Origin of the sequence: Mesorhizobium sp. B2-1-8 (assembly GCF_006442545.2) — a bacterium.
GTDB lineage: Bacteria > Pseudomonadota > Alphaproteobacteria > Rhizobiales > Rhizobiaceae > Mesorhizobium.
Map to the genome: position 1 here is coordinate 4,251,956 of NZ_CP083952.1, position 12,392 is coordinate 4,264,347.

Sequence of the window (12,392 nt, forward strand, 5' to 3'; positions counted from 1 at the left end):
AATGGTGACGTTCGGGCGCTGCCGAAAACAGCAGCAAACCGCAACCATGCGCAATGGCGGGCGTTCGACATGATCACGATAAATGCCACGTGGAAATGTCGACATGACACACGCCAATCCAAACCCCGCCACTCTCACCCGCTCAGGTCTCGCCTTCTGGTGGTCAATGTTCATAGGCGTATTGCTGGTGATACTTGGCTTGCTGATCGGCGCAGGCGGCGCCTGGCTGATCGCGCTGGGCGGGTCTTGGTACTACCTGCCTGCCGGAGTGGCGCTCCTGGTCGCCGGGATTTTGCTTTTGAGTGGCAATGCCGCAGGCGTCTGGCTTTACGCCCTAACCTGGATAGCGACGCTTGCCTGGGCCTATTGGGAAGTGGGCATGGACGGCTGGGGGCTGATGCCCCGCGTGCTCGCCCCGACAATTGTCCTAATTTTCGTTCTGCTGACCTTGCCGGCCTTCAGCGCTGACCGCGCGAAGCGCGTTCGCGACGCTGCGTACGCGACCACATCCGCTGGCGTTGTCATTGTCGGCTGCGCAATCGGGCTCCATCATTTCACGCTTGCGGCACAATCGCAGGAAGCGATCGCTCCTGCCACGCCGCCAGTTGGAGGCGCGGTGGAAACCGCCCCGCCGGCTCAGGCCGACACCGCGATCCACCAGGCTGGATCGAATTGGCCTGTCTACGGCGGCTCGGAGCTGGCGACGCGGTATTCGCCCCTCAAACAGATCACCGCCGGCAACGTGGCGAAGCTGACCAAGGTTTGGGATTTCCACACCGACGACATGCCAAGCAAGGCGGCGGCCGACAAATACTCTCCGGAAAACACACCGCTTGAGGTCGACGGTCATCTCTTTGCCTGTTCGGCCAAGGGTATCGTCATCTCCGCCAATGCGGCGACCGGCAAGGAGGAGTGGCGATATGATCCGAAAGTGTCCGACGACGCCATTCCGTACGGCGCCAGCTGCCGCGGTGTCGCCTATTACGCCGCTCAGGGAGCAAACGCCGAGCAGCCATGCGCGACACGCATCCTGTGGGGCACGCTCGATGCCAGGTTGATCGCCATCGATGCCAGGACCGGCAAGGCATGCGGTGATTTCGGCCAGCAAGGCGTCGTAGACCTCACCCAGGGGCTCGGCAAGACGGTTCCCGGCTGGTACTCGGTGACCGCGCCGCCGACCATCGTGCGCGGCATAGCCGTGCTTGGCGCCCAGGTGAAGGACGGACAGGCTGAAAATGCCCCGTCGGGCGTGGTGCGCGGCTATGACGTGATATCAGGCAAACTGGTCTGGGCGTGGGACATGGGCCATCCCGACCGCACCGGCGCGCCGCCCCAAGGCGCCACTTATACGCGCGGCACGCCCAATATGTGGACCGTCGCGGCCGCCGATCCTCAGCTCGGCTATGTCTATTTGCCGCTCGGCAACGCCTCGGTCGACTATTACGGCGTGGATCGCAAGGACTTCGAAAATCAATACAACTCCTCGATCGTGGCGATCGACGTCGCCACAGGCAAGCCGGCCTGGCATTTCCAGACCGTTCATCACGACCTTTGGGATTACGACCTCGGCTCGCAGCCGACGCTCGTCGACTTCCCGACAGCTGATGGAAAAGTCCCCGCAATCATCGTGCCGAGCAAACAGGGCCAGATATACGTGCTCGACCGTAAGACCGGAAAATCGCTCTTCCCGGTCGAGGAGCGGCCGGTTCCGTCGGGTGGTGTCGAACCCGAAAAGCTGTCCAAGACGCAGCCCTACTCCGGCTATGCGCATCTCGACCAGCCGGTGCTGACCGAGAAGGACATGTGGGGCATGAGCCCGCTCGACCAGCTCTACTGCCGCATCCAGTTCCGACAGGCCTCCTACCAGGGCGAATATACGCCGCCGACCGTGGACAAGCCTTTCATCGAATATCCCGGCTACAATGGCGGTTCCGACTGGGGCAGCATCGCTGTCGATACCGATGACGGCATCCTGATCGCCAACTACAATGACATGCCCAACTACAACCAGCTGCTGCCGCGGGAAAAAGCCGATCAGATCGGTTTCAAGTCGATCGAGCAGGGCGGCGGTTCGCAGAAGGCCAAGGACATGGGCGATCCGCAGATGGGATCGCCCTATGCCATCGCCGTCAACGCGGGTTGGCGACTCTCGACGGGACTTTTGTGTTCCGAACCGCCTTATGGCCACATCCGCGCCATCGACCTGAAAACTGGCAAGACGCTGTGGGACAAGCCGCTCGGCGAGGCGGTCAAGAACGGCCCATTGGGCATCCCGTCCATGCTGCCGATCGACATCGGCACGCCGAACAATGGTGGGCCGCTCGTGACCGCGGGCGGGCTGATCTTCATTGCCGCGGCGACGGATGACAAGCTGCGCGCCATCGACATCAAGACTGGCAAGGTGGTTTGGCAAACAGACTTGCCGGCAGGCGGCCAGACCACGCCGATGACCTATGAAGTCGGCGGCCGGCAGTACGTCGTGATCGCACCTGGCGGCCACCACTTCATGGAGACGAAGGTCGGCGACGAGGTCATTGCTTACGCATTGCCCGCGGGCTGAGCCGGTCCTCAGGGAGCCTGAGGGCCTGGCTTGAGATGCTCTCGGCACGGTCATCCCGCAGATACCACCTGGCCCCGACAGCTTGTTGGCAGAGGAAGCCGCAAGCGCGTAGTCGATGCCGTGCGCCGTCTATTCCGCCACTGCTCCGACATGAGGTGGCACGACAAGGTATCGGGCCGGCGCTATACCGCGCGCCACCGCGCCGTTTGCATCGCGCCAGCGAAGCCACCTTCCCGTCGCGGCCCTTGATCATCGGCTTATCAAATCGTCTATCCTGATCGGCAAGTCTCGAATGCGTTTGCCCGTGGCATGGTACACGGCGCTTGCCACGGCCGCCGCGGTCCCGACATTGCCTAGCTCCCCCAAGCCTTTGACGCCAGCCGGGTTGACGTCTAGGTCGACCTCGGGAACAAGGATGACGTCGACCTGTTTGATGTCGGCGTTGACCGGCACCAGATAGTCCTGCAGGTCACGATTGACGTAGCGGGCGTTGCGCCGGTCGATCTCCGTCGCCTCGTGAAGGGCTTGGCCGATACCCCAGATCATGCCGCCCATCAGTTGGCTGCGCGCGGTGCGCGTGTTCATGATACGGCCGGCGGCAAAGGCACCGACGATGCGCGGCACCCGGATCTCGCGCGTGTAGCTGTTGACGCGCACTTCGACGAATTCAGCGCCAAAGGCGTATTTCACGGACTCCTTGTCCTGATCGCCGCCGTGGAATTCCGCCTGCCCGGCATAGAGTTTCTTCAGTGCTTCCGGCGTCGAACCCCTTGGTGCAAACTCGGCGTACTCCTCTATCGCGCCGACCTGCATCACCTTGAAGACATCCGACAGCCTGGCGGATTTGCCGCCGATTGCCACGATCTTCTCTTGCTCCATGTCCAGCTTGGCATTGCCGGAACCAGCCAATGGGCCATCTCCGGCGACGGCTGCCGCGAAAAGTTTTCCGCGCACCGCGTCACAGGCCTTCAGAACCGCCGAGCAGACGCTCGCGGTCGAAATCGAGCCACCCGAGACCGGCGCGGGCGGCAGGGTGCTGTCGCCCATCTCGACACTGACCTTGTCCATCCCTATGCCGAGACGCTCGGCGGCCATCTGTCCGGCGACGGTGCGCACACCGGTGCCAATCTCGTGCGAACCGCACTGAACGCGAACCTGTCCATCGGCGGTCAAGCGAACTCGGGCCGCGCATGGCGCGCTGGCCGTTGGATAGATGGCTGTCGCGCATCCCAGGCCGACCAGCCAGTCGCCCTCGCGCATCGATCCGACCGCGGCGTCACGCTTCGACCAGCCAAAGGCTTCGGCGGCTTGGTCGTAGCATTTGACCAGCGACCGGCTAGAGAATGGCTTGCCTCCGATAGGCTCTTTTTCAGGCTCGTTGATGCGCCGAAACTCGACGGGATCCATGCCGAGCGCCACAGCCATTTCGTCCATGGCGTTCTCGAGCGCGTAGACGTACGGCGTCTCCGGCGGCGAGCGCATGTAGCCCGGTGTGTTGCGATCGGCATGGACGATAGAAACGTGAGTGAGCACGGAATCGTAGTTGTACATGCGACCGGTGGCTGACGTGCCGCCGACGACATAAGGGTCAGGGCGTGATGTAACCTCCCAGCCCTCGTGTCCGAACGCCGTGATGCGGCCGTCCTTGCCGGCGCCGATGCGGATTCGATGCCTGGTCTCGGCCCGGTAGGTCTGGGTGTTGAAAGCCTGCATGCGGCTGACGACGCAGCGTACCGGCCGTCCAACACGATGCGCGGCAACCGCGACAATTGCGGTGCGAGCCGTCATCGGTCCCTTGGAACCGAACGCGCCTCCGACATAAGGGCTGACAATCCGCACATTGGCAGGGTCGATCTTCAACTGCCGGGCAAGTTCGATTTTCCAGCCGGTGACATTCTGGCTTGGCTCATGGACGGTGAGTTGATCGCCTTGCCACATCGCCGTGGTCGAAAACAGTTCGATCGGATTGTGATGCTGGGTCGGCGTCGAATATTTTTGGTCGATCTTGACGGCTGCGGATGCATAGGCAGCGTCGAAGTCGCCGGCTTTGACATCCTCCTGCAACATCGGGCTCTTGCCGGCCGCCGGTTCCACCTTCACGCCTTCGGAATCGAAGCTGGCGCTTGGCGATTCGTCTTCGTAGTCGGCGCGGATCAACATCGACGCTTCCTCCGCCGCCTCGAATGTCTCGGCAACGACCAGGGCGATGATCTGGCCATCGTGGAAGATCGTCTTGTCGTGCAGGGGGGCGATGGAGCTTGCACCGGTGTTGCCAAATTTCGGCGTGTCTGTCTGATCCATGTCGCCATAGGTCACGATGTCCAGCACTCCTGGCACGGCCCTGGCGTCATCCGTATGGAGTTTGGAAACCTTGCCCCGAGCGATGCTGCTCGTGGCTAGAGCGCCATAAGCGACATTGGCCGTGGCGATGTCGGCCGGATAGCTGGCCTGCCCGGTAACCTTCAGCCTGCCGTCGATGCGGACGACCGGTTCGCCTTGGTTTTCTTTTGGAGCTGGAGCGGCTTGATTCATGGCTCAGACCTTCATGTCACGGGTCTCGAGCAGCGCTCGCACCAGCGTGCGCTTTCCGAGCGGTATCTTGAACGCGTTGTGTTCTCGTGGCTTGGCATCAGCGAATGCGGCTTCGGCAGCAGCCCTCGCGGCCTTGTCGTCGAGGGCATTGCCACGCAGCGCATCCTCCGCCGCCCTCGCGCGCCATGGCACCGTCGCGACGCCACCGAGTGCTATGCGCGCTTGCCTGACCGTGTCTCCGTCCATCTCCAGCGCCACCGCCGCCGAGGCCAGCGCAAATGCGTAGGATTCGCGATCGCGTATCTTCAGGTAGCGCGAGCGACGGCTCCATGCACCAAGCGGAACGTCGATGGCGACGATGACTTCATCGGCGGCCAGATCCGTCTCGATGTTGGGCGTGTCGCCGGGAAGCCGGTGCAGGCTGGCGAATGGGATCTTGCGCGGGCCACGCCGCCCCTCCACTTCGACGACCGCACCGAGTGCAATCAGCGCCTGCGCGAAATCACCGTGATAGGTCGCTATGCAGGCATCGCTGGTGCCGAGCACGGCATGCTGGCGGTTTATCCCTTCCATCGCCGCACAGCCGGAACCGGGCTCCCGCTTGTTGCACGGCCAGGAGGTTTCCCGAAAATACTCGCACCGCGTTCGTTGCAACACGTTGCCGGCAAGGCTGGCCATATTGCGAAGCTGGCCGCTAGCGGCGAATTTCAGGCTGTCGGCAAGGAGCGGGCAGCGGCGCCTGACGTCTTTGTTGTCGGCTGCCTCACCCATGCGAACCAGCGCACCGAAACGGATGGTGTCGTCGTCCGTTTTGATCTGCCGCAAAGCAGGCTCGGCAAGCTCGTTAAGGTCGAGCAGCCGCTCCGGCCGTGCGATACCCAGCTTCATGTAGTCGGCCAGATTGGTGCCGCCGGCGATGAACTGGGTGTCGGCCTGTGTTGGCGCACCATCGAGATGAGACGCCATGGCGATCGCCGCGGTGACGCTCGTTGGTCTTTCATAGAGGAAGGGACGCATCCTAGGCCCTCCTGATCTCGTCGCGCGCCTGGATGATCGCCGCGACGATGTTCGGATAGGCTGCGCACCGGCACAGATTGCCGCTCATATACTCCCGGATATCATCCTCCGAACCGGCATGGCCTTCGTCGATGCAACCGATGGCGGACATGATCTGGCCCGGCGTGCAGTAGCCACATTGAAAGGCATCATGGTCGACAAACGCCTGCTGCACCGGGTGCAGTTCGCCGTCGGCCGAAGCCAGGCCTTCGACAGTCGTGACCTCGCGGCCCTGGTTCATGACGGCAAAGCTCAGGCAGGATAGCACCCGCTTCCCATCGACAAGAACGGTGCAGGCACCGCACTGGCCGTGGTCGCAACCCTTCTTGGTGCCGGTCAGACCAACATGGTCACGCAGAGCGTCAAGCAGGCTCGTGCGATTGTCGAGTGCGAGAGTGTAGGCCTGCTTGTTGATCCGAAGCGAAATCGTCGACAGGTCACGAGGTTCGGCCGCTCTGGCAGGCGATGGCTCGGCGGCTTTTGTCGAGGTGGCCATGAGAGGCATTGCGGCTGCCGCCGTAACAGAACCCGTCATGAAGGTGCGTCTGCTCAGGCCGCTAGGGCTTGTGGGATTGGACATGGCTGGCTTTCCGCCTGGCTGGAGTCTCAAGCGGACGAAACTGTTCGCGGGAGGCAAAGTTCCCTCCTCACATCGCTGTGATCGTTTCCTTTGCAGGACGGCCATGCGGAACTTCAGCCGCAAGACCATGGTTGTCCTCGACAGGTTCCAAGGAAGGAGGCGATCATGAGCAATGATCGGAGCGATCGGCGAAGCGATCGGCTTGATGACGAAGGCCCTGTCTTTTCGGCTGAACAGGCGCGACAAGGTGAGATCATCCTGCGAACCCGCACACGCCGGATCATCTTCATCGCAGGGCTGGTCGGCATCGTGATCCTCATCACAGTGATCAGATTTGCCGTCGGTTGAATGGCTTTGGCTACGATCCCGACGAATGCCGCCGAGCCGGTTCGTCAGGAACTTTTGTGAAGAGCTGTCGTTGAATCGGTCGTTAAAGCGGTCGGCGCCTTCCCTGAAAGTTCTCCCCGTGGATGCAAAAACCGAGACTGAAGAACCAGACAAAGTCAGAGATGCGCGCGGCGTTTCGAGCAAGGCCGGACAGGATGCGTCGCCAAAACGCAGGGGCGATGTGGCGCAGCCTAACGCTCCGGAGCGCGAAGCGCGGGACAAGCAGGCGGATGAACAAAAGCCCAGCCTCCTAGGTTTCCCCCGGCGGCATCCTTACGTGGCCATTGCAATCTTGATCGTGATGTTGCTAGCCGCCGTGGCACTGATCATGTGGTGGCTGAATGCCCGCCAGTATGAATCGACCGACGACGCCTTTATCGACGCCCGCACGATAACTATCAGCGCCGAGATATCAGGACGGGTCACTGACCTTGCGGTGACCGACAACCAACCGGTCAAGGCGGGCGACGTCCTGTTGCGCATCGATGACAGCGACTATCGGGCCAGCCTTGAACAGGCCGATGCCGGCGTGGTTTCGGCGCAGGCCGACATTGTCGAACTAGGGGCTCAGATCGAAGCACAAAACGCAAAGATCGATGCGGCGCAGAAGCAGACGGCGGAGGCACAGGCCGCGCTCGATTTCGCCAAAGCCGAGGACCAGCGCAACCGTGAACTTCTGGCCAAGGGCACGGCTACCCAACAGCAGGCGCAGCAGGCCGCTTCGACGCTGCGCCAGGACCAGGCTGCTCTCGACAGCGCTCAAGCCAATGTAACAGCCGCCAGGAGCCAGGTCGCTGTTTTGCAGGCGCAGACCAAAAGCGCCGAAGCCAAGCTCAATCAGGCCAAGGCCAGCCAGGACCAGGCGAGGACCATGCTATCCCGCACAACCATCACCGCACCGGTCGCCGGGCGGGCAACCAGCATCTCGGTCGCCAACGGTACCTATACCCAGCCAGGCCAGGTGCTGATGATGTTTGTTCCGGACGAAGTCTGGGTGAAGGCCAACTTCAAGGAAACACAGCTCGATCTGATGCGGCCCGGACAGCCGGTCGACATCGAGATTGACGCCTATCCGGACAGATCTTTTCATGGCCGCGTCGACAGCATCCAGGCGGGCAGTGGCACCGCCTTCAGCCTGCTGCCGGCAGAAAACGCCACCGGCAACTTCGTCAAGGTGGTGCAGCGCGTGCCGGTGAAGATCGTCTTCGACAAACCGCCCGGCGTGCTGCTGGGTCCGGGCCTGTCGGTGGTGCCGACGGTCAAGGTGCGATGACTGGCGAAATCTCCAGCGCCCAAAGCGAAAGCCGGTCCGCCGCCGGCGGGCGCAATCCCTGGCTGATCGCCATCGTCGTCTCCATCGCCACCTTCATGCTGGTGCTGGACACTTCGATTGCCAACGTGGCCCTGCGCAACATCGCCGGCAGCCTGGCTGCCGGCATGGACGAGAGCACCTGGGTGATCACTACCTATCTGGTCGCGAATTCCGTGATCATCCCGGTCAGCGGCTGGTTGGCCAGCGTGATCGGGCGGAAGCGCTACTACATGCTTTGCGTGGCGACGTTCACCATCGCATCGCTGTTGTGCGGCCTCGCGCCCAATCTGGAAATGCTCATTTTCTTCAGGATCCTGCAGGGTCTCGGCGGCGGCGGCATGGCGCCGAGCGAACAATCCATCCTTGCCGATACCTTTCCGCCCGAGAAGCGTTCCCAGGCTTTTGCCCTTTATGGCATCGCCGTCATCGTCGCACCGACAGTCGGGCCGACCCTCGGCGGCTGGCTGACGGACCATTTCTCCTGGCACTGGATCTTCTTCATCAACGTGCCGTTCGGCATCATGTCGCTTGCCTTGGTGCAGTGGCTTCTCGTCGAGCCGGACGTGATCGAGCGCGAACGTCAGGAGCGGCTGAAGGGCGGCCTCAGAATAGATTGGGTCGGGTTCATCCTGGTCGCCACCGCTCTTGGCTGCCTGGAAATCTTCCTCGATGAGGGTCAGAGAAACGACTGGTTCGCATCGGGTTTCATCACGACTTTTGCAGTGATTTCGGCGATCTCGTTCCTGCTGCTCATCCCATGGGAGTTCAGTCACCGCGATCCGATCGTCGACGTGCGCCTGCTGTTCACCCGCCAGTTCGGCGCGTCGTTCCTGGTGATGATGGCTGTCGGAGCCGTGTTGTTCAGCACCACGCAGTTGATGCCGCAGCTGCAACAGACCGCCTTCGACTATACGGCCACCCTGTCGGGCCTTTCCATGATGCCCGGCGGCATCGCCATGCTGATCTTGATGCCGATTTCCGGATTTGCCGCCGGATTGGTGCAGCCCAAATATCTGATCATGATGGGCATGTCCGTTGTCGTGGTCGCCCTGTGGCACATGACGTCCCTCACCCCGGACGCCAGTTTCCGCTTCTTTGCCTTCGCGCGCATCTTCCTGATGATCGGCCTGCCGTTCCTGTTCATCCCCATTTCGACTGCGGCCTATGTCGGCCTCGCTCCGCAGAAGACCAACCAGGCGTCGGCGCTGATCAACGTCGCCCGTAACATCGGCGGGAGCATCGGCGTGTCATTGTCGAACACCGTGATCGCTCAAAACGCGCAGCTGCATCAATCGAACCTTGTCAGCCATACCGTGCAGTCGTCACCCGCCTATCAGCAGGTGCTGCGTCAGGTGACGGATCACTTTGTCGCCCAAGGCTCGGGCATGCTTCAGGCCAAGCAGCAAGCCATCGGCTGGCTTGGGCAGTTGATCGCGCGCCAGGCTTCGCTGCTCGCCTACATCGACGTTTTTCGCTACTGCGCCATCGCGACGGCACTTTTTGTTCCCCTCGCCTTGCTGCTGCGGTCTCCAAAACCTGACGGACGCCAGCCGAAATAGCCGGCCCGCCCCACCAACCTATTCCAGGACTTCCGCCGCCTGCTATTTTTCCCGGCAAGCATCGCAAGTCGCAAGCATTGAATGCTTGGCGAATGACCGGCAACGTCAGATCCAGTTCGAGAGAACCGTTTCCATCTCGACCGTCTCCACCTGCAGCGCGAACCGTTGGTGATAAACGGTCAACAGCGCGTCATGCGTTGCGTCGGATGAACTGCACAGCGCGTCCGTAACAAGAACCACGCGATAGCCGAAATCGATCGCTCCGAGCACCGTGGCCAGAACGCACACGTCGGTTTCGCCGCCGGTGATAACCAGCGTGTCGATGTCGCGTTCGTTCAGAAAGGCCCTGAGGTGACCTTCGAACCAAGGCGAGTATATGTGCTTGTCGATGACTGCCGCTGGCGGGCAGTAAGTGACCAACGCCGGCAACAGGTCGACCATGTCGGAACCAATATTTTCGATCGCCATCGAGGCCCAGCGCTCATAATAGCGCTTCCATGTGCCGACGCCCTGCCCCGGCTTTTGCGCCGGCAGGAAGCGCGTGAAGACGGTCTGTGGCGCTCGTCTTTCGACCAGCCTCTCGATTTGAGGAAGGACACGGGTGATCCAGGGGGTCGCCCACCGCGACGGCTCGGCAAACAGCTTTTGCATATCGACACAAACATGCATGCATCGGTGCCCCAACGGACCATATGCCAGGCCCGGCATCGACATCGAAGATAATCCTATTCCATGACATGGGGGGTGTGCCGTTGGTCCTCCACCGGGTCGACATCGATGCGCGCCTTTCCCGGATCGAAGGTGCCATGACCTGCAATGGCCAGCGCTGCCGTATCGGGCGTCTCGTATGCCCACATGAAGTCGTCGGCCGAGCTACCGACAGCATGGACCCGCCAGTAACTCGCGGTCCCCTTGAGCGGTGAGCTGCTTGTGGTGTTGGTCTTTTCGAAAAGGTCGAAATAGATGTCCTCGAAAGGGATAAAGAACGTCGGCTCCTGCCCCTCTTCCCTGACTACCTTCGCGTGCTCCGTGGCTGCGACCACAGCATCGGAAAATCGCACGGTCACCGTCCCGGCAAACGGCTCTATGGTCAGTGGGCGAAAGTCGTGTTCTGACGTTGCGGCTGAAGTTTGCATCCGAATTCTCCCTGACTATCGATTGATCGTTGGACTGCGTCTCGATCCATCGATGGAGACGAAATGCGCGGCGATGCATCAGGTTCCAGCTTGTGCGGTGAAGCCGAGCGGGCCGCCGAGCCAAGTGATTATCAGCTGCCGAAACTATCGAGAAAGCTCGCCAACAGCCTCGAAACCTCGTGTGGAGCCTCACGTGTCGGGAAGTGCCCGACCGCGTCCAGGACCACTCGTTTGTAGGGCGCCGTGAAATGCTCCTCCAGTCCTTCCGAGGATGCGGTCAGTACGACACGGTCGTCGCCACCATGAAGCGTCAAGGTCGGCACCGTGATGATCTTGACCGATGTTTGCCGGCGGGCCAGCTCCGCGTAGCGCGCATCGGGCTCCGCCTCACCCCAGCGAACCCGATAGGAATGCAACGTCACGTCCGGCCAATCCGGGTTGTCGAAGGATGCAGCCACTTCATCGAAAATGGCGTCGTCGAACCAGCCCAACGGGCTCCAGCTGTCCCATTGGAATCTGGCGAATTCCTTGCGGTTCTTTCGCACGAACTCAGCGCCGCGCGCTGTTGCCATGAACCATTGATACCAAAATGCTTTCGCCTGTTCAGGCGCCGGCGTTGCCGGTGTGCCGGGTTGCCAGCCAAGCGATAGCGCGGCACAGCAACTGATGCGATCGGGAAAGATCGAGGCCAGGAGGTAGGCGATCCGTGCTCCCCAGTCGTGACCGACGATAGCAAAGCGGCTGAGGCCAAGCGCGTCGGCAAAGTCCAGCACATCCTGCGCCATTGCGGCAATTTCGCCGGATCGCATGGTTTCTTTCGACAGGAACGATGTCTGCCCAAAACCTCGCAACCACGGCGAAAACGTCCGAAAGCCGGCCTCGTGGAGGACCGGCGAAATGCGCGCGTAAGTGGTCGCGTCGTCCGGCCAGCCATGCAGCAGGACGACCGGCGGACCGTCTTGCGGCCCACCACTGAGATAAGCGACGCGCAGCAGTGGCGTATCGCAAAATGAGACAAGGTTCATTTGCTCTCCGGCGCTGTAACCGGCTGGTCGCCGCCAGTCGTCGACTTGGGTCTGACATCCTGGTCAACCTGCGGATTCTTGTTGACGGAGTCGGTGTTGGCTTTCGTCGGTTGGGTGCTGTTATCACAGGCACCGAGCGCAAGAGCAGCAGCCAACACCAGAAGCGACAAGGATTTCTTCATCGAAACCTCCCCTGACTGATGGTCGACAACGAGGTTCCGCGAATTTGGTTGCCCGGGGCGCCC

General features: G+C 61.6%; 10 protein-coding genes. 3 read left to right on the forward strand and 7 right to left on the reverse strand.

Translation table 11 applies throughout. The features are described 5' to 3' along the window. Positions 1-103 precede the first annotated feature (103 nt). Positions 104-2,560 (forward strand): membrane-bound PQQ-dependent dehydrogenase, glucose/quinate/shikimate family, encoded by a 2,457-nt coding sequence (locus tag FJ970_RS20805; protein WP_140760235.1) that lies wholly within the window; start codon positions 104-106, stop codon positions 2,558-2,560. 249 nt (positions 2,561-2,809) lie between these two features. Here the strand turns inward: FJ970_RS20805 and FJ970_RS20810 are convergent, their stop codons facing one another. From FJ970_RS20810 to FJ970_RS20820, 3 genes are read right to left on the reverse strand one after another with little or no spacing between them, the layout of a single operon-like run. After that, complete coding sequence (locus tag FJ970_RS20810; protein ID WP_140760233.1) at positions 2,810-5,092, reverse strand: xanthine dehydrogenase family protein molybdopterin-binding subunit; 2,283 nt, start codon at positions 5,090-5,092, stop codon at positions 2,810-2,812. 3 nt (positions 5,093-5,095) lie between these two features. Further along, on the reverse strand, positions 5,096-6,109 hold the full coding sequence (locus FJ970_RS20815; protein WP_140760231.1) for an FAD binding domain-containing protein: 1,014 nt from the start codon (positions 6,107-6,109) through the stop codon (positions 5,096-5,098). Between the two features lies 1 nt (position 6,110). Beyond that, a complete protein-coding gene (locus FJ970_RS20820) occupies positions 6,111-6,728 on the reverse strand; it encodes a (2Fe-2S)-binding protein (RefSeq protein ID WP_140760228.1) in 618 nt (205 codons plus the stop codon). 373 nt (positions 6,729-7,101) lie between these two features. Here FJ970_RS20820 and FJ970_RS20825 point away from each other — a divergent pair, with 373 nt between their 5' ends. Then, entirely contained in the window at positions 7,102-8,388 is a 1,287-nt protein-coding gene (locus FJ970_RS20825; protein WP_224595513.1) for an HlyD family secretion protein, read from the forward strand. Beyond that, positions 8,385-9,986, forward strand: coding sequence for a DHA2 family efflux MFS transporter permease subunit (locus tag FJ970_RS20830; protein ID WP_140760224.1), 1,602 nt, complete (start codon positions 8,385-8,387; stop codon positions 9,984-9,986). Before FJ970_RS20825 ends, FJ970_RS20830 begins: the two co-directional genes overlap by 4 nt. 105 nt (positions 9,987-10,091) lie before the next feature. On the opposite strand, the gene FJ970_RS20835 is transcribed toward FJ970_RS20830, so the two are convergent. The 4 genes from FJ970_RS20835 to FJ970_RS20850 all read right to left on the reverse strand — a co-directional run bounded on the left by FJ970_RS20835 (position 10,092) and on the right by FJ970_RS20850 (position 12,329). After that, on the reverse strand, positions 10,092-10,700 hold the full coding sequence (locus FJ970_RS20835) for a cysteine hydrolase family protein (protein WP_140760222.1): 609 nt from the start codon (positions 10,698-10,700) through the stop codon (positions 10,092-10,094). Between the two features lie 11 nt (positions 10,701-10,711). Beyond that, positions 10,712-11,122, reverse strand: coding sequence for a DUF427 domain-containing protein (locus FJ970_RS20840; RefSeq protein WP_140760220.1), 411 nt, complete (start codon positions 11,120-11,122; stop codon positions 10,712-10,714). A gap of 131 nt (positions 11,123-11,253) precedes the next feature. Further along, on the reverse strand, positions 11,254-12,147 hold the full coding sequence (locus tag FJ970_RS20845; protein WP_140760218.1) for an alpha/beta fold hydrolase: 894 nt from the start codon (positions 12,145-12,147) through the stop codon (positions 11,254-11,256). Beyond that, on the reverse strand, positions 12,144-12,329 hold the full coding sequence (locus FJ970_RS20850) for a hypothetical protein (RefSeq protein WP_140760215.1): 186 nt from the start codon (positions 12,327-12,329) through the stop codon (positions 12,144-12,146). The genes FJ970_RS20845 and FJ970_RS20850 overlap by 4 nt, the downstream gene beginning before the upstream one ends. Positions 12,330-12,392: the final 63 nt, after the last annotated feature.

Excerpts from the sequence above, each read along its gene's own strand:
- FJ970_RS20805 (WP_140760235.1), top strand. The coding sequence starts at position 104 with ATGACACACGCCAATCCAAACCCCGCCACTCTCACCCGCTCAGGTCTC.
- FJ970_RS20810 (WP_140760233.1), bottom strand. The coding sequence starts at position 5,092 with ATGAATCAAGCCGCTCCAGCTCCAAAAGAAAACCAAGGCGAACCGGTC.
- FJ970_RS20815 (WP_140760231.1), bottom strand. The coding sequence starts at position 6,109 with ATGCGTCCCTTCCTCTATGAAAGACCAACGAGCGTCACCGCGGCGATC.
- FJ970_RS20820 (WP_140760228.1), bottom strand. The coding sequence starts at position 6,728 with ATGTCCAATCCCACAAGCCCTAGCGGCCTGAGCAGACGCACCTTCATG.
- FJ970_RS20825 (WP_224595513.1), top strand. The coding sequence starts at position 7,102 with ATGCCGCCGAGCCGGTTCGTCAGGAACTTTTGTGAAGAGCTGTCGTTG.
- FJ970_RS20830 (WP_140760224.1), top strand. The coding sequence starts at position 8,385 with ATGACTGGCGAAATCTCCAGCGCCCAAAGCGAAAGCCGGTCCGCCGCC.
- FJ970_RS20835 (WP_140760222.1), bottom strand. The coding sequence starts at position 10,700 with ATGTCGATGCCGGGCCTGGCATATGGTCCGTTGGGGCACCGATGCATG.
- FJ970_RS20840 (WP_140760220.1), bottom strand. The coding sequence starts at position 11,122 with ATGCAAACTTCAGCCGCAACGTCAGAACACGACTTTCGCCCACTGACC.
- FJ970_RS20845 (WP_140760218.1), bottom strand. The coding sequence starts at position 12,147 with ATGAACCTTGTCTCATTTTGCGATACGCCACTGCTGCGCGTCGCTTAT.
- FJ970_RS20850 (WP_140760215.1), bottom strand. The coding sequence starts at position 12,329 with ATGAAGAAATCCTTGTCGCTTCTGGTGTTGGCTGCTGCTCTTGCGCTC.